Annotated in this window: 15 protein-coding genes; 6 read left to right on the top strand and 9 right to left on the bottom strand. The window is 40.5% G+C overall.

Features of this window, described 5'->3' with window-relative positions; translation table 11 throughout:
- Window positions 1-3 precede the first annotated feature (3 nt).
- The 8 genes from I5349_RS00465 to murI all read right to left on the bottom strand — a co-directional run bounded on the left by I5349_RS00465 (window position 4) and on the right by murI (window position 9,004).
- Window positions 4-1,524 carry an NADH-quinone oxidoreductase subunit N gene (locus I5349_RS00465; RefSeq protein ID WP_226388754.1) on the bottom strand — a complete coding sequence of 507 codons (1,521 nt, stop codon included), beginning with the start codon at window positions 1,522-1,524 and terminating at the stop codon, window positions 4-6.
- Window positions 1,525-3,246, bottom strand: coding sequence for a complex I subunit 4 family protein (locus tag I5349_RS00460; protein ID WP_226388753.1), 1,722 nt, complete (start codon window positions 3,244-3,246; stop codon window positions 1,525-1,527).
- Window positions 3,247-3,250: 4 nt separating this feature from the next.
- Window positions 3,251-5,338 carry an NADH-quinone oxidoreductase subunit 5 family protein gene (locus tag I5349_RS00455; protein WP_226388752.1) on the bottom strand — a complete coding sequence of 696 codons (2,088 nt, stop codon included), beginning with the start codon at window positions 5,336-5,338 and terminating at the stop codon, window positions 3,251-3,253.
- Window positions 5,338-5,643: an NADH-quinone oxidoreductase subunit NuoK gene (gene nuoK / locus I5349_RS00450; RefSeq protein ID WP_226388751.1), complete on the bottom strand. Its 306-nt coding sequence runs from the start codon at window positions 5,641-5,643 to the stop codon at window positions 5,338-5,340. The genes I5349_RS00455 and nuoK overlap by 1 nt, the downstream gene beginning before the upstream one ends.
- On the bottom strand, window positions 5,640-6,149 hold the full coding sequence (locus tag I5349_RS00445) for an NADH-quinone oxidoreductase subunit J family protein (RefSeq protein ID WP_226388750.1): 510 nt from the start codon (window positions 6,147-6,149) through the stop codon (window positions 5,640-5,642). The genes nuoK and I5349_RS00445 overlap by 4 nt, the downstream gene beginning before the upstream one ends.
- A complete protein-coding gene (locus tag I5349_RS00440; protein ID WP_226388749.1) occupies window positions 6,142-6,999 on the bottom strand; it encodes a 4Fe-4S dicluster domain-containing protein in 858 nt (285 codons plus the stop codon). The genes I5349_RS00445 and I5349_RS00440 overlap by 8 nt, the downstream gene beginning before the upstream one ends.
- A gap of 88 nt (window positions 7,000-7,087) precedes the next feature.
- Window positions 7,088-8,164: a complex I subunit 1/NuoH family protein gene (locus tag I5349_RS00435; protein ID WP_226388748.1), complete on the bottom strand. Its 1,077-nt coding sequence runs from the start codon at window positions 8,162-8,164 to the stop codon at window positions 7,088-7,090.
- Between the two features lie 27 nt (window positions 8,165-8,191).
- Window positions 8,192-9,004, bottom strand: coding sequence for a glutamate racemase (murI, locus tag I5349_RS00430; RefSeq protein WP_226388747.1), 813 nt, complete (start codon window positions 9,002-9,004; stop codon window positions 8,192-8,194).
- A gap of 168 nt (window positions 9,005-9,172) precedes the next feature.
- On the opposite strand from murI, the gene I5349_RS00425 reads away from it, so the two are divergent.
- From I5349_RS00425 to I5349_RS00400, 6 genes are all read left to right on the top strand, one after another.
- Entirely contained in the window at window positions 9,173-9,910 is a 738-nt protein-coding gene (locus tag I5349_RS00425) for a lysophospholipid acyltransferase family protein (RefSeq protein ID WP_226388746.1), read from the top strand.
- A gap of 73 nt (window positions 9,911-9,983) precedes the next feature.
- Window positions 9,984-10,520, top strand: coding sequence for an RNA polymerase sigma factor (locus I5349_RS00420; RefSeq protein ID WP_226388745.1), 537 nt, complete (start codon window positions 9,984-9,986; stop codon window positions 10,518-10,520).
- Entirely contained in the window at window positions 10,513-11,121 is a 609-nt protein-coding gene (locus I5349_RS00415) for a hypothetical protein (RefSeq protein WP_226388744.1), read from the top strand. The genes I5349_RS00420 and I5349_RS00415 overlap by 8 nt, the downstream gene beginning before the upstream one ends.
- Window positions 11,118-12,305, top strand: a complete 1,188-nt coding sequence (locus I5349_RS00410) for a hypothetical protein (protein ID WP_226388743.1) — start codon at window positions 11,118-11,120, stop codon at window positions 12,303-12,305. Before I5349_RS00415 ends, I5349_RS00410 begins: the two co-directional genes overlap by 4 nt.
- Window positions 12,306-12,467: 162 nt before the next feature.
- The gene (locus I5349_RS00405; RefSeq protein ID WP_226388742.1) at window positions 12,468-12,782 is read left to right on the top strand and encodes a hypothetical protein; all 315 of its coding nucleotides are present in this window, start codon (window positions 12,468-12,470) and stop codon (window positions 12,780-12,782) included.
- 134 nt (window positions 12,783-12,916) lie between these two features.
- Window positions 12,917-14,305: a sigma-54-dependent transcriptional regulator gene (locus tag I5349_RS00400; protein WP_226388741.1), complete on the top strand. Its 1,389-nt coding sequence runs from the start codon at window positions 12,917-12,919 to the stop codon at window positions 14,303-14,305.
- Window positions 14,306-14,316: 11 nt separating this feature from the next.
- Here I5349_RS00400 and I5349_RS00395 read toward each other — a convergent pair whose 3' ends face one another.
- Window positions 14,317-17,007: an ATP-binding protein gene (locus tag I5349_RS00395; RefSeq protein WP_226388740.1), complete on the bottom strand. Its 2,691-nt coding sequence runs from the start codon at window positions 17,005-17,007 to the stop codon at window positions 14,317-14,319.
- Window positions 17,008-17,039: the final 32 nt, after the last annotated feature.

The raw sequence follows: 17,039 nt of genomic DNA, 5'->3' as shown, positions 1-17,039 counted from the left end.
AAATTAAAGCGCAAAGTTAAGACTATTCAGTATGTTCATCAACCAATTTGCTTTAAAGAATAAAACCATCAAAGCAACCACTATCAGGAACATCATGAGATAATCCAATGATTTCAAGCTAACAAGCTTAGGGTCTTTAGAGTTCAAAGGCTTGAAATACATCAAATAAGGGATTTTCATATAGTAAAAAAGCGATATCACTGAGCTAAATAAGCCGGCTGCGAAGACCCAAATATAAATGGGTTCGCCACTTTGCTGATAAGTATCCCATATAGCCGAAAACAAGAGAAATTTAGCCATGAAGCCTCCAGTAGGCGGAAGTCCGATAAAGGATAGCATTAATAACGTCACTAAAACTCCCAAAAATGGGTGTAAACTAGCCAACCCCCTAAAGGCATTGATATCTTCTTCATTTTGAGTTCGCTTTTTGATCAAGAGAACCAATAAAAAGGCTCCCATATTCATCAATGCATATACACTTGCATAAAAAAGTAATGTGCTCTGACCAAAGGCAGATAGCGTCAATACACCAGCTAACATAAATCCTCCATGCCCCACAGAGGACCAAGCGAGAAGTCTCTTGACATTAGTCTGCCATAGTGCTGCTGCATTGGCTCCTAGCATGGTGATGATCGCTAAAATCCCTATCATCTGCTGCCACTGAAACATCGGTAACAGATCAAAACCGATCTTGCCTAACTCAATGATCGATGTCAGATGCCATAAAAACAAAAGCGCTGCAACCTTCGGTGCTACTGATAGCAGCACGATACCACTTGAAGGCGCTCCCTGATATGCACTCGGTAGCCAAACGTGCATGGGGAATAGTGCAATCTTGAAGAAAATTCCTAAAAGCACAAATAGTAACCCCAAGCTCAAAAGACCACTATCAAGCTCCATCCCGTTGGCTAGATCACCTATGGACATACTACCGGTCATCCCATAGATCAGTGATATACCATATAACATGATAGCAGATGCCGCAGCTCCAAATAGCAAGTACTTAATAGCCCCTTCATAAGAAGACTTGTCTCTATTAAAAGAAGTAATGATATAGCCTGTGATGGATAAAAACTCCATCAATAAAAAGAATACTAACCAATTGTTAGCCATCGGCAAAAGCACCGAACCTAGTAGCAGGGCTATCAACATAAAGTAATACTCTCCAGTATGGCTGAGCGGTATTTGTATCCATTTAGTTTTGATCGCTAAAATAATAGCCCCCAGAGTTGTCACTCCAAATATCAGCTTTACAAAGACAATACTCCGCTCCAATCTCATAAGATCTGACATGAAATAAACCTCTTCCTCCAGACCAATGAATTGAGTATAGCTAAACCATAAATAAGCCAACACACCAGAAATCGCCAGACTACTGAGCCATAGCCCTTTATTCTTTTTGATCAATAAATCAGCAAAAAAGCAAACAAATAGGCATATCAAAAGCACCAGCTCAGGCCTAAAATAATTGAGGTCTTGGCTTAAGCTAAAGATCGGATCCAGTATGTTGCTTTGTATCTCCACTTACTTTGTCATTTGGTATAAAAGCTGCAATTGTTCGAATCCTTTACCATTAATCAATTCAGTAAAATAGCTGATGGACTCCTTGGAAATGTCTAAAAGCAAATGAGGAAAAACCCCCAAAGCTATCATCAGTAGTATCAGTGGAACAAACATCAACCACTCTCTTGATGACAAATCAGTTAGTCGTGCCATCCATGATTCATTTCTCAGCCAAGCTTTACCAAAAAACATGCGCTGTATCGTCCATAGATAGTAAGCAGCTGTCAAAAGCAAACCCAATACAGCAACTATAGGCATCCATAAAGGCAGTAGGTCATTGAGCGAATGAGAGTGAAAAGCCCCCAGAAGCGTAAGCAACTCCGCTATAAATCCAGAAAAACCAGGCAAACCTAATGAGGCAAAAAAGCTGATAACCACCACCGCAGTAAATTTTGGCATCAGCGTAGCTAATCCTGCAAAGTCAGCAATCTGTCTGCTATAAGTACGATCATAGATCACGCCTACGATCAAAAAGAGGGCAGCTGATATAAATCCATGAGAGACCATCTGATAAAGTGCGCCACTCACACCTTCTGCTGTCAATGAAGCTAAGCCCAACAAAACAAACCCCATGTGCGATATAGAAGAAAAAGCGATCATCTTTTTCAAATCTTTCATTGCTAGAGCATTTAATGCTCCATATATGATGGCTAAAACCCCTAAGAAGCCTACCAAAACTGCAAATTGAATGGCTCCCTCTGGGAATATTGGATAAACGATACGCATCAGTCCATACCCTCCTATCTTGAGCAAAATAGCCGCTAATACTACTGATATCGCTGTGGGTGCCTCCACGTGTGCGTCAGGCAGCCAAGTGTGAAAAGGAACAGCTGGAAGTTTGATCAGAAAGCCAAGTAATAAAAAGAGAAAAGCAATCAATCTGGCAGAATATCCTCCGATCGTCAATCCATTGAATAAGCTCAATACGCTGCCTGGGATGAAGTTATCCGCTTGCATCATAGCCGTCATATCAAAAGTCCTAATCATCTGATCACTAGCGATACTTCCTTGCTGTAGCATTTGCTGCACTTGTGATACCGATACTTGCAATGTCTCCGACATCTTAATCGGATCTATCACAGAACTGTACAAACCGATCATTACAATCAGGATAAATACAGAACCAAAAAAGGTATATAGAAAGAATTTAATCGCGGCATATTCTCTGCGCACACCTCCCCAAAGACCAATTAAAAAGTACATTGGTAACAGCATGAATTCAAAGAATAAAAAGAATAGGAAGAAGTCCAATGCTAAAAAACAACCAAATATCGAAGTGCTCAAAAGTAAGTAAAGGAGAAAATAACTTTTCGCCTTTTCCTCCACACTCCAAGAAGCCAATACCCCGATCACCATCACTATACTAGCAAGGAGTATCAGTGGCATGCTTACACCATCTATACCTAAAAAGTACTGAATCGATAGTTGTCCTAGTTGGCCTAGATCAAGTGAGATCCAATCCATTTTCTCTACAAACTGATAGGTGCTGAGGTTATCTATTCCTGTAACACCCGTTCTATTGTCATATAGATGAAATACAAACAAGGCCGCTAACAATGATCCCACACTACCAAGTAATGCTCCCCATTTGAAAAAGCCAATATGTTTTGCTGGCACCAGCAGCAGTACACCAGCCATGACCAAAGGCGCAAAAACTATCAGCGTGAGTAAATGATTTTCCATATACTTATCTAATCCAAATGAGGATAATTAATACAACAAACAAAACAGCCCACAATATCTTTGACTGCACCCTAGAGTGAACAAACCACCTAAATAGTGCTCCAAACCACTGGCTAAACTTAGCAACTAAACTGACTAGCCCATCCACCACTGTTCTGTCTATCCAGGCGATTATATGAGCAAAAACAACCTGAGAAATTCCAAGCAAATTGACAGACCTATCTAATACATGCTGGTCAAATCGTGTAATAGCACTAGCTAAATAATAACTAGGTCTGATAAAGATGATCATGTAGATAGCGTCCAAATGAAAATTATGGTAAGACATAGACTTTAACCAATGTACAGTTTCTGTAAAATAAGACCTATCCACGCCATATTTCATGATGGCCATCGTCCCACCTGCTAACAGGGCTAGCAGTGCCAAAACCATTGACCACTTACCCTCTATGATAGTAGGAACGAATTCATTTCCAAAAATAGCCCGACTTACTCCCTCTCCGAGCCAACTTTGATGTCCATCAAATGGATGTCCATACCAAATGGAAAAAGAAAGTAAGCCAAGTACAACTAATGGAAATTTAATCGCCCAACCTTTTTCTCTTACTGGATGATCGTCTACCAACCATTGTGGAGACTTGCCAAAGAACACCTTAATGATCAGTTTTATTATATAAAAAGCAGTCAGTAAACTAGTCAAGATTGCCATAACAGGAATGAGCCAAGCCGCAAAAACATCTGCATTGTTAGCCCATGCGATGGCTCCCTCTATGATGCCCTCCTTGGAGAGAAATCCAGAAAAGCCCGGAAAGCCAATCAGTCCTAACCCACAGAGCACAAAAGTCAAAAAGGTTAGTGGTATGAATTTCCTTAAACCTCCCATTTGATCCGTGTCTTGAGCGTCTAAGTGCTGTCCACTTGCTGCCTCATACTGATGCAAGCTATGGATCACAGAACCAGCTGCTAGAAATAAGCCAGCTTTGAATACTGCATGTGTGAAAAGATGAAAAACAGCGGCCTCCACAGCATAAACTCCGATGCCCATGACCATCATCCCTAGTTGAGAAATGGTGGAATACGCCAATATCTTTTTGATGTCAGATTGAGCTAAAGCAGCAAAAGCTCCCATTAGGGCTGTCAGCGCACCGATGATCGACAGTACCAACATGACATCCACTGTAAAGAGAGGTAATACCCTAGCGAGTAAATATACGCCCGCAGCTACCATCGTAGCAGCATGTATCAATGCCGAAACAGGTGTAGGGCCAGCCATAGCATCTGGCAACCATACTTGAAGTGGAAACTGAGCAGATTTACCCACTGCCGCACAAAATAGTGCAATACCAATCCACGTCATCCAAGTGTCAGACATATCAGTCCATACGGAGAGTCCTCCTGCTGACAAGGTAAATCGATCTGAAAGACTAGCTTGCTGCCAAAGGAATTTGATGGCATCAATATCAAGTGTGTAAAATTGACTCCAAAGCATCATCAAGGCTATCATAAAGCCAAGATCTCCCACTTTATTAAACAAAAATGCCTTTTTAGCAGCTAGTGCAGCGCTAGTCTTTTGATACCAAAACCCGATCAGTAAATAGGATGACAATCCAACTAGCTCCCAAAAAATAAAGATAAAGAGTAGGTTATCCACTAAGATGATCCCCATCATAGAGAATTGAAAAAGCCCCAAAAAAGCATAATACTTAGCCACTTGAGGATCATCCTTCATGTAGGCCAGTGAAAAAATAATCACCAACAAGGCAATCAAACTCACCATGACTAACATCAGCACGGTCAAATTATCCAAATAAACCCCAACCGTAAAATTGAGTGGGAGCTTGCCGAGACTGATATCAAACCATGTTGTCCTAAAATGATAAGTCGTATAATTCCAAACAGCAATAAACAAGTTAACAGATAGTCCTAAGCCTACCAAGCCTACCAAAGTAGCCAGATAACCCGCTAAGATGCCTAGGCGATTTCTTAAAAAGCCCAAGATCAAAAAGCTGCACAAGGGTAACACCAAGACTATCAAAGCTTGAAAAGTCTCTTGACCTAACTTCATGGGCGCTATGAGTGGTGCTAAATCCATCAGCCTTTCATCTCATTGATTTCATCCAAATTTACCGATTGGAAGAGTTTATACACTTTCAATATGATAGCCAAAGCTACTGCAGCTTCTATGGCAGCGATCATCATGACGACAAGCGCGAAAAGGTGACCTTCTAATAACTCAGGATTTTTTTGATTGAAAGCGACCAGATTAAGATTACCTGCATTGAGCATAAGTTCTATGCCCATGAGCACAATGATGGCATTTTTTCGTACCACCACGAGAGCGAGTCCTATCGCAAATAGGACAGCAGAAAGTATCAATATATGCGCAAATGGAATCATTTAGTCCTAATTTTAGCGCCAGCGATATAAGCAGCTCCTACCAATCCAATAAGAAGTAGCAAACCTGCAAGCTCAAAAACAATCACATACTTACTCAAAAGCAGCTTACCTATGGAATTGACAGACGCTTCTATGGGTTGATCTGTCATCACAGCTGTCCAATCAACCTGTAAAATCAATTGAACCAAGATCCCTATCCACAGAATCCCGATCAAAGCTCCGCCCCATTTGAGATGACTGCCTGTTTGAAGTGACTTACCTTCTACTCTGACAGTGAGCATCACACCAAAAATCAGCAGTACAAGCACTCCACCCACATATACTAATAGCTGCGTGATCGCTACAAAATCCGCTCCCAACAAAACATAAATACCCGCCAAAGACAAAAAGCAAAACATCAGTGCAAAAGCTGCATAAAGGATGTTTTTAGTGAAAATCATAAAGATACCTGATATAATAGACAAGCCTGCAAATAGGTAGAATGCTATCGTGATCATATCACTCATCCTCTCCCTCCTTCTTCTTTCTGATGACTACTTTAGGTTTGATGACAGGTCTAGCCTTTGGTGTGATAGGTTTTTCATCTGCATCAGATGGCTTATCCTCAGCAGGTGGAGTTTCACTTTTTACTTTTGGCTTGATCACCACCTTAGGTTTTGAAGTGACTTTCGGCTTTTCAGATTCTGAGGAGTTTTCCGTTTTAGACGCTTCTGTTTTCTTTACCACAACTTTTGGTCTGAAAACTGGCTTTGGCTTCGGACTCTCCTCTGGAGTTAAAGGAGTATTTGTGCTTGCCTCAGACTGAGGTTTAGCCACTACTTTAGGTTTGAAAACTGGCTTTGCAGCAGGTGCTGGAGCAGACTTTATAGCTGATTTAGCAGAAGCTGCTTCTGCAGCTTGCGCTTTCTTATTGATGATCTCTTCTAAAGATAGATTGGCAAAGGAAAAGTTATGCTCTTTAACGTCAAATACGCTGAAATCATAATCTGAAGTCATCGTCAGACACTCTGTAGGGCATACGGTGGTACACAATCCACAGAAGCAACACTTACCCATGTCAATATCAAACTTAGCTGCATAAAGTCTTTTAGACGTGCCATCTGAAGTTTTACCTATTTCTTCAGTTGCTTTGATAGGCTCTATGTCTATGCAGTTTACTGGGCAAACTTTAGCACATTTATCACAGACGATACAGTCGTCTATTTCATTATGAAGCTTGTATCTACCTGTATCTGGAACTGGTAACTGCTGCTTAGGATACTGAAGCGTGACTAAGCCTGAGTCTTGATCAAAGTAAGTATCATCTCCTATAGCCACATGCTTTTGGCTTGTTCTCGCCTGCCACAAGTGCTTCATGGTCAGTTTAAGACCACTTTTTAGTGAGCTAATTGCCTCCTTGATATTCCCCCAATATGTATTATTTGCTCCTTTCACTATGCTTTGATTAGACCCATGAGAGTACCCATACTGCACTCAACAAAAGTAATAAAAGTGCGGCAGGAGTTAAGTATTTCCAACATAAGTTCATCAATTGATCTACCCTGAGTCTAGGATAGGTCCATCTGACCCACATCTGCACAAAGATCAATAGAAAAGCCTTACTCAAAAGCCAAAAACTACCCCAAGCGTAGGAAGTCCAAGTTCCTATGCTCCCATTGGTCCATTCTGCTAGCTTTACAGTCCCTATGTTTGGCAACGGTGAATTCCAGCTACCTAAGAAAAGAATAGCAGCCAAAATAGATACTAGCAGCATCATCCCATACTCTGCCAACATGATCAGTGCCCATCTAAAGCCAGAATATTCCGTATGAAATCCTCCTATCAACTCAGATTCAGCTTCTGCTAGGTCAAAGGGTGCTCGATTAGACTCTGCTAGAGATGCAATGAAATAAATCACAAAGACAGGGACCAAAATTGGGAGTCTGATGATATTCCAAGTGAAAAAACCTCCCCATGAACTCACTTCACCCAAAGCCGAAATCCCTAGCAAATAGCTCTTTTGATCTGACCAAATGCTCTGCTGAAAGGAAATTTCTTGTAAGTCCAAGCTCTGAGACAAAACAATAACAGACAGTACTGATAAGCTAAGTGGTATCTCATAGGAAACGATCTGAGCGACCGAGCGCATAGCTCCATAGAGCGCATACTTATTATTGGATCCCCAGCCAGCAAATAGCATCCCTAATACATCTAAGGAGACGAATGCCAGTAAAAAGTAAAGCCCCGTAGAAGCGCCTGATCCTGCCATAGAGGCAGAAACAGGTAACACAGAAAAACCTACAAAGATGGATACAAAGATTAAAAATGGCGCCACCCTAAACATAAACCTATCCGCAGCTGCTGGGATGATATCTTCCTTTTGAAGCAGCTTCAGCAAGTCAGCTACTGTCTGAAGCAAACCATACCTACCCACCTCCATAGGTCCCAAACGGTCTTGGATAAAAGCCGCAATCTTCCGCTCTGCATAGATCGCAAAGACAGCATAGACTAAGATCAAGGGTAAGTAAAATAAAAAGGTCATCTCTTCAAGTTTAACGCATCAAATAACCTACTCCCAAAGGGGATACTTTTCCAACTCTACTTCTTTTCTAAAAAACAGCTTGGTGGCGTGCTCAAAGGACTTCGTATAGTCAGAAACTAAGAATCTATCATCCGGTAGTTTTTCTGAATTCAACAGATTATTAAATTCTAGATAAGCCTTTAGTGCTTTGGCTACAATCTCTGAGGAGTCGATCACCTCCACTTGATTGGCATAGTACTGCTTGATCTCCTCTTTGATCAGTGGATAGTGCGTACATCCCAAAATCAAGGACTGCACTCCTGCCAATGCCTCATGACCAAGATAAGTAGCAATGATCGAGTGACTTACTTGATTTTTATAAAATCCCTCCTCTATCATCGGAACCAATAGAGGTGTAGCTAAGGATTTCAATTGAATACCTTCTCCTAAATCATCCACTTTTTTCTGATAGACATTAGAGTTGACTGTTTGCTTAGTACCGATGAGTCCTACGGTTTTATTGGCATGGTGCTCTCGAAGATAGTCCACTACTGGGTCAATGACATTAAACACCTTAGCCTTGGAACCTACATATTCTTTGACCAGCTCAAAGGCAGCTGCAGAAGCAGAATTGCAAGCGATGAGTATCAGTTTACAGTTTTGACGAAGGAGAACATCACAGATCTTGATACTATAAGCTTGAATAGCTGCCGTACTTTTATCTCCATAAGGAAGGTGCGCTGTATCTCCAAAGTAAATCAACTGCTCCTGAGGAAGTAACTTCTTGACGGCATGTGCCACAGTGAGTCCACCGATACCACTGTCAAATATTCCTATAGGCGAGGCTGCTTTTTTAGACATAAACTAATTTTAAAATCTATCTCGAAGGTAAATAAAATCTCTCAACAATAAATCAGTAAAAACGAAAGGCCTCTCCTGTGTGAACAAAAGAGGCCTGCAAGCAAAGAGGTTAAACATTTTTGATTTATACCCAAAGAAAATAAATTTACAGTTAATATTCAAGTGCCTATGAAATACTTTGTACTGTTTTTTAAAATACTTTTTCTGATCTGGACAGCGGTATGGTTTGTCTTTTGGATGATCCTTTTTTCTCCTTTTATGATGATCCCTATTTTGATCAGTGATCGTGCAGGTAGATTTAGTTTTATATTTATCAGGTTATGGGCTACCCTGTGGGGCTATATGTCTGGGATCAGATTCAAAACCTACGGCAAAGAAGTGATCAATCTCAGCCAACCATACATCTACACGATCAATCATACCTCCTATTTAGACGCTCCAGCGATCCCTGCGGCAGTTCCTCAGCAGCTTAGAGCATTGGGCAAACATGAATTGGGCAAAATCCCGCTTTTCGGATGGATCGTAGGGAGATTTGCTGTATGGGTAGATCGAACAAACCCTGCTTCAAGACTCAAAAGCATCGATAAACTCAAAAATGTACTGGCCAAAGGCATCTCTATCCTGATCGCGCCAGAAGGCACACGAAACAACACAAAAAACACCCTCCTTCCTTTTAAAAACGGAGCCTTTAAGCTCGCGATAGAAACTCAGACACCTATCTTACCAATGGTCATCTTACATGCTAATAAGCTGATGCCTAGAGGGACATTTTTCTTGAAACCTGGTGTGATTTCCATTTACTTTTCAGAGCCTATTCCTGTTTCAGGCCTCTCATTAGAGGATGTAGATCAACTAAAAGAAAAGGTCTATAATCGCATGGAAGCCATGATTCTCACGCATGAGTGATTTTTTAAAGAAACTCAGACAACCATTTGACTTGATGCTGCATTTATCAATATACAAGTCTAAAATTTGATTTTTGAAAGAACAATTACTCATACAAGCTTGCATCAAAGGAGATCGAAAAGCTCAAAATGAACTCTACAACGAGTTTGCTGATCGATTCTTTAGACTATGTCTAAGATATCTCAGTTCAGAAGAACTTGCAGAAGATGTCTTAGTAGAGGGCTTTCTCAAAATCTTCAAAGGTCTCAAAGACTTCCAATATGAAAATACACAGCGATTTCAAGCATGGATGAAAAAAATCATGATCAATGAATGCTTAATGCAGCTAAGAAAAACAAAGATGATCACTATCAACTTAGAGGATGCCCCTCAAATCATGGTGGATGATGACATCTTAGATCATATAGCTGCAGAGGATATTTATCAAATGATCACAGAGCTCCCACAGGGGTACCGAACAGTCTTCAATCTTTATGTGATCGAAGGCTTCAAACATCAAGAAATAGGCGAAATGCTGAATATCTCTGAAGGAACCTCAAAATCTCAATTAAATAAAGCAAAAGCGCTACTCAAAAGTGCTATCACTAAACAAGGAATCAAATATGGATAAGCTGAGATCTAAAATAGAAAACATGAATGGACTTCCTCCTAATTCCTCTTGGTCGAAAGATCAAGGGTGGAAAAAACTGGAAAGTCGCTTAGAAAAAAAATCTAAGAGAATATTTATACCAATTTGGTCTAGATGGGCAGCAGGACTGATACTACTAGGTACATTAACTTATCTGCTTGTAAACAAATCGAGTGAAATAAGTCTAGAAGACTATGTGCTCACTCAAATAGAACCTGAAACATCAGGCTCTCCATTCTCAACAGCAAATAATCAAGTTAATAAAATTGACCTATCTGATGATAGTAAGAAAGCAACTTCCAGTATGTCAAGCCCTAGCCAAATAGCAAGATCAGAAACAGCCTCAATCCATGTATCTAATCGAGCTCTTAGTCTTCCGATGGAAATTCCTACTGTGGATTCGATCTACAGACTAGAAATTAGAAAAAGACCTGACTATGCAGCTATTGCAGATTTGATTGCAGAAAACAACTCAAACGAAAAAGAACGCTTAATTCAATTAAAGATCAACACTCCAAGTTTTAACAAAGGTGCTGTATCAGCTTCATCTCTATCATTCACTACTAAATTCCAAACGCCATGAAAAAGACACTATTCACTCTCATACTCATTAGTTTTACTTTTCTAGGATATGGTCAAGAAGTAAGAAATGACACCCTTACGATCAAAAAGGTAAAAAGTAATGAACTCGACCCACTTGATTTTAGCAGGATCAATGCCAGTCAAAGAATCAATCAGGATAAAATGATATCCGTAGCTGATAACAATTATGCTCTTTACGACACTATACTAGTGTCTTTAAGCCAAAAAGCTTCTTCTGCTATACAGACTAGAGCAGATATCATCTATGCCACACGCTTCAAAGGTAATCCTATGAGCATACAGGCCTTTGAGCCATTGATTCCTGCATTAATGAGTAGACTAGAGCAGCTTGAAATCCCTCAAAATGGAGCCACGATAGATTTTAGTTTCTACCAAGATAAAGATGGAAAACTGATCAATCCTGTAATAGTTATCACTCCTCAAATAAACACAAGCAAGACTTACTATTTAGATCAAGCTGATAATGAAGCGAAGAAGTTTGAAAAATACATCATCAACTTCAGGTTTATCAATACACAAGTGATTAGTGTCATGGTTAATGATTTGTCCGATCTAAATGAAATCTCTCAACAAGGTCCTACAGCTTATGTAAACGCCTATTTGGCTAGTGCTGAAATTCAAAAAAAATATAAGTCCAAGAACAAAAAGGTGTACGAACAAATACTAATCAACTCTGATAAACAAGAAATTTCGGATATACAAAGTATCAATTACAATCCTGCAAGAAATAGAAACTTCTTTGTCGGAACTTACGGGTTTAGTACGAGCTTGATTAGAAATACACTTACGCCAAATCTAGAGTTTGCCGTAGGTTACAATTGGAAAGGTAAATATGGAGAAACCATCAGATATCTTGGGGTTCAAACTACCTATCACTATTTCTTTGAAAGAGCAGCAGATAGATCATTTGAAGTTTACGACAATGCCTTCGTAGGAATATTTTTCAAATCGTATAGCCCATACTCAAAGCAAGATAAAGTAGACATAGGTATCGGAATCAGCTACCTAACACGCAGCAGTGGAGACTATTTCGAGGGAAATACATTTAAGTTTTCCATTGACCTAACTAAGCGAAACTCTAATGTAAGTTTAATTCCAGAGATCATCTTTGAAGACAATTTCAGTAAATCTTATCCAAGTATTAAGCTTGGCGTATTCTTCTAAATCTTGGATAATTCTATCACCAAAGTGTGGACAGTCTCCACACTTTTTTTATGCCCTATTGATGAGAGATCATTTAAATAATTGATTTAAAGCAATTTAAATACAACTGATACACTGGCACTTTCTTAGCCTTCTATGTCATGACATCAAATTTTTAAGACTATGAAAAAGCAAATCATCATCGTAATAGGCATCCTCATGGCAATCAATGCCACAGCAGCCCTAAGCATCCGCAATCTCCAAATCAATGAAATCCTAACACTAGTCGATAATGACAAAAAGCGCATCACCGAAAAGCAACTCCCTCAAAAAGTAAAGGATGCCATCAATGATAGCGAGAGCCTCAAACAAATGACACTGAAAGAGGTATATGAAGTCACCGAGTCAGAAACAAAAACATACGAACTGGTCTTTGACTTCGGAGGTGTATTGAAAATCGCTAAGTTTGATGCGGAAGGAAAAGAAATCAAGAGGTGATATCGTCCTACTACATACTCATCTGAATAGCTAAAAGCTCGGGAAATTTAAAGATGACCGCTGATGTATTTTCATGATTTTTAAACTAAAAGTGTGATTTACATTTTATATTTGAATGAATTTAGCCACTCTGTATGTCAAAAATATTAATCATCGAAGATGATCTTACTTTTTCTAAAATCATTCAAAACTTTTTAATCAAGAATGGTTTTGATGTCATCAGCGTACACAAAGCGCAAGACGGAATCGCTCAAATAGAACGTGAAAAGTTTGATCTAGTCATCACAGACTATCGCTTACCTGATGATACAGGCATGGGCGTACTCTATCACATCGCAGAAAAGCACCCAGGGCTTCAAGTGATTCTCATCACCAATTACTCAGACATACGCACTGCTGTCAAAGCGATGAAAGTAGGCGCTTTCGAATATATCGTCAAACCGATCAATCCAGATGAGCTTCTTGCCACAGTGAAACAGGCCCTCAAAAAACCTGCAAATACTGTAGTGAATCAAGCCAGCAGTCCGTCAACTAAGAAGACTACACCAACAAAAGGCTTTGACTATCTCAAAGGAAAAAGTCCCTCTGCGGTCAAAATACAAGAATACATAGAACTAGTAGCTCCGACCAATATGTCAGTGATCGTACAAGGAGAAAGCGGCACTGGTAAAGAGTATGTTTCCCGCCTTATTCACCTCAGCTCTAAGCGAAAAGACAAGCCATTTGTAGCCATAGACTGTGGAGCGCTCTCCAAAGATCTAGCTGGTAGCGAGCTGTTTGGACATATCAAAGGGTCATTCACAGGAGCGCTTGATAACAAGATAGGGCAGTTTGAAGCGGCTAATGGCGGCACACTTTTCCTTGACGAGATCGGAAACCTCAGCTATGACATTCAGATTAAGCTACTTCGTGCTATCCAAGAGCGTAAAATCAGAAAAATAGGGAGTAATGATGACATCTCAGTAGATGTTCGCATCATCGTAGCGACAAATGATGATCTGATCGAAAGCGTGAAGCAGGGAGATTTTAGAGAAGATCTCTACCATAGACTCAATGAGTTTACCATCAAAGTTCCCCCTCTGAGAGAGCGCCCAGAGGATGTGGAAGCCTTTGCGCTGCATTTTTTGCAGCAAAGTAATGAAGAGCTGGAAAAAGAAGTTTCTGGTTTCAGTGCAGAAGTCAAGCAGATATTTTTGACTTACACTTGGCCTGGCAACTTACGTGAGCTCAAGAATATTGTCAAAAGAGCCACGCTACTTACTCAAAATGGTGCTGATATTCATCATGGCGTCATTCCAGTTGAAATTGCCAATCCAGAGCCTATTGCCATCTCGGCTACTCAGACTAGTAGTGCGCAAGTGATAGGTTCTGATCTCAAGGCCACCTTTGAGCACCAAGAAAAACAGATGATCATCGATACGCTACAGCAGGTGAAGTTCAATAAAAGCAAAGCTGCAAAACTCCTCAACATAGACCGTAAAACACTCTATAATAAGATGGAGAAATACGGCATTGATGGCTGATGAATAATTGATTATCTCAGGACACTTTCTTTGATAGCATGTAAGGCTTCTTCTGCGGAAGAGACAAGTGCTGCTACTTTCCCATTGACATTGGCATGGATGTTTTCCTTTAGCTGAAGTTCGATAGCAGCCGCTAATTGAGCAGCTTCATTGATCTTTAGCTGACCTAGTCTAGAAGAGAGCTGGTGAGCAATCGCCTTCATCTGCACCCCGTCTCTCGTCTGATAAGCCAAAGTGATGGCTTGTAAGTTATTGGTAGTCTCTTCTATAAAGTTCTCTACAGTTTCTTGTAAGAGTCCCTCATCTCCCATACAAAAACGCTCCAGATCCGTCAAGTCAAAAAGCGCATCATAGGAAGCGTCTTTATCTTCTTCGGAAGTGACACCCCTCTCAAAGTCAATCGACAAACTCACCGCCATTCTGGTCAAGACCTGCTCCTCTTTGTATGGCTTGGTAATGACTCCATCAAAGCCCCTTTGTGTCATATTTTGCTTTTCTTTAGCAAAAACATTGGCTGTGATTGCAAGCACTGGAAGCTCTCTATTTTGTTGATCAGCTAGATTTTTCAGATAATCCACTACATCATAGCCACTGACCTCGGGCATTTGTACATCCACTAGTGCCAAGTCAAAATTGATCGATTTGATCTCTTCTAAGGCTAGTTTACCACTAGCTTTGCTGATGACTTGTGCCCCATTTTTTTCTAGGATCAAACGAGCAAATTGCAAACTCATCGGGTCATCATCTACAATGAGTATCTTGTATCCTACTAGCAAATCTTCATAACTTGGTGTAGCCACTTTATCCTGGTCTGTTGGCTGTCCATCCGCTGGCTTGGCAGATATATTTACTGGCAAGTCAAAGTATACACTAGTCCCCTCTCCTTCTGCACTAGTGATGCGTATGGTACCACCTTGTATTTCCAAAAGTCCTTTGACAATAGATAGCCCTAGACCTGTGCCTCCAAACTTACGCGTGATAGAAGTATCACCTTGGTTGAACTTCTCAAATATCTGATCGATCAAATCTTCTGAAATGCCTATCCCTGTATCGACCACTTTCATTTCTAGGACTTGCTCAGACTCTTTTTTCCTCAGAGATACTTGAAAAGCCACTTCTCCATATTCTGTAAACTTGATCGCATTGCCCACTAGATTGTTTATGATCTGACCCAGTCGTAGAGAATCTGCTACTAGATACACATCCTCTGCGATATCTACTTCCCAGCGGAGCCCTAAGTTTTTCTCACAGGCTTTTGATAGGTGAGTTGCTTTGAGTGTGTTGAAAAATCTATGCGGATCAAAGGCACTTTTGACTATCGTGATCTTGCCAGCATCAAGTTTGGAGTAATCCAAGATGTCATCTACTAGTGAGGATAAAGTCTGAGAAGCAAAGTCTACCAGATGTACATACTCTTCTTGGCGGTCGTCTAGCTTGGTCGTCTTGAGCTGATGGGTAAATCCTAAAATAGCATGAAGCGGATTTCTGATTTCATGACTCATATTAGCCAAGAAATCCTGCTTTGCCTTGGCGAGCTGCTCAGAGCGTTCTTTAGCTTCTTCTAGCTGTATCCTATAGCGCTGCCCTTTTTTGATCTCAGTAAATATACTGGAGACAAAAGCCAGTGAACCAGCCATTCCGATAATCACTAGTATAAGTAAAATGCGAGAAGAATCTCTAGTCAATTCATAAGCCGCAGCATTCTGTGCCTCTGCATTTCTCAACGCATCCGCCTCCAGACCGTTAAGGATCGTTTGAATATTGGAGATAATGGCTGCATTTTCATTAATGAGTTTCATCTCATATTCTACAAACTGCATCTGAAACCTTTTCTCCTCTTGCCCTAGCCTGTTAAAAATAGTCTTTACTGCATTCAGGATGGAGTCTCTACTGAGCGTATCAAACTGCGCCAAAATGGTAGAGGTATCCAGCTTTGCTGCAGAAAAATAGGTACTATACTCTGGCTTGATCTCTGGTATTTTGATCGGGTCAGGACGCTTGACAATGGCTTTTTGCTTTTTATCCTCTGATTTGAAAATGCCTAAGATATTGGATAAAAATCCCTTTTTCTCAACCTCCTCCTTTTCTACGGCTGGAAGCGGTCTGCCAAAGTAAAGTGTGTCCCGGATGATATTTAGCTTGGCAGAATCCCCAGATACGGGCATTTTCAGTCCATTGTAAGTCGCCAATTGCTCTAGAAGCTGCTGTTGCTGCATCTTACGCTCTACTCGTCTAAGCGCTCGCTCACTGAAGTTTTGCTGAAACCAACTCTGCTTGATATCCCTCAAGGCTGAGGAGATCTTCTCCAATTCACCAAGTCCCACATAAACTGTATCCAACTGCACGCGCTCTAGGCTATCAGAGAGCACTTGAAGCTCCATCATGCGATTGCGGATATCACTGAGCTTGCGGTTGTAGTCTGTCAGAGTATCTGGCACATTGGTCATGAGAGAATAAGCCTGATTGAGCTTATCTAGCTCATAAATGTCTGCAATGAGGGAGTTAAAAAGATAAAGTTTTCTATTTGGCTCAGAGAGGGATTCTACTTTTCCTACCAGATTACCTATACTATAAAAAGCAATATAGGTGACCGACAATGCCAAAATGAATGACAGGCCAAATCCCCAAATAATTTTAGCTTTGGTACGCTTTGATGTTTGATTTCCTTTCTCGTTCAAACCGAATTTTTCTTGATCTCCCATAGCCCGCTTCAAAATCCGTTCCTTTCTATCTC

The sequence above is a fragment of the Penaeicola halotolerans genome (assembly GCF_016464625.1).
In the GTDB taxonomy this organism is placed as follows: Bacteria; Bacteroidota; Bacteroidia; order Cytophagales; family Cyclobacteriaceae; genus Penaeicola; species Penaeicola halotolerans.
This window is presented reverse-complemented; position numbering and strand designations above follow the sequence as displayed.

What these genes read in the sequence shown, in the direction of transcription:
- I5349_RS00460 (WP_226388753.1), bottom strand. Translation starts at nt 3,246, where the DNA reads ATGGAAAATCATTTACTCACGCTGATAGTTTTTGCGCCTTTGGTCATG.
- I5349_RS00455 (WP_226388752.1), bottom strand. Translation starts at nt 5,338, where the DNA reads ATGGATTTAGCACCACTCATAGCGCCCATGAAGTTAGGTCAAGAGACT.
- nuoK (WP_226388751.1), bottom strand. Translation starts at nt 5,643, where the DNA reads ATGATTCCATTTGCGCATATATTGATACTTTCTGCTGTCCTATTTGCG.
- I5349_RS00445 (WP_226388750.1), bottom strand. Translation starts at nt 6,149, where the DNA reads ATGAGTGATATGATCACGATAGCATTCTACCTATTTGCAGGCTTGTCT.
- I5349_RS00440 (WP_226388749.1), bottom strand. Translation starts at nt 6,999, where the DNA reads ATGAAGCACTTGTGGCAGGCGAGAACAAGCCAAAAGCATGTGGCTATA.
- I5349_RS00435 (WP_226388748.1), bottom strand. Translation starts at nt 8,164, where the DNA reads ATGACCTTTTTATTTTACTTACCCTTGATCTTAGTCTATGCTGTCTTT.
- murI (WP_226388747.1), bottom strand. Translation starts at nt 9,004, where the DNA reads ATGTCTAAAAAAGCAGCCTCGCCTATAGGAATATTTGACAGTGGTATC.
- I5349_RS00425 (WP_226388746.1), top strand. Translation starts at nt 9,173, where the DNA reads ATGAAATACTTTGTACTGTTTTTTAAAATACTTTTTCTGATCTGGACA.
- I5349_RS00415 (WP_226388744.1), top strand. Translation starts at nt 10,513, where the DNA reads ATGGATAAGCTGAGATCTAAAATAGAAAACATGAATGGACTTCCTCCT.
- I5349_RS00410 (WP_226388743.1), top strand. Translation starts at nt 11,118, where the DNA reads ATGAAAAAGACACTATTCACTCTCATACTCATTAGTTTTACTTTTCTA.
- I5349_RS00405 (WP_226388742.1), top strand. Translation starts at nt 12,468, where the DNA reads ATGAAAAAGCAAATCATCATCGTAATAGGCATCCTCATGGCAATCAAT.
- I5349_RS00400 (WP_226388741.1), top strand. Translation starts at nt 12,917, where the DNA reads ATGTCAAAAATATTAATCATCGAAGATGATCTTACTTTTTCTAAAATC.
- I5349_RS00395 (WP_226388740.1), bottom strand. Translation starts at nt 17,007, where the DNA reads ATGGGAGATCAAGAAAAATTCGGTTTGAACGAGAAAGGAAATCAAACA.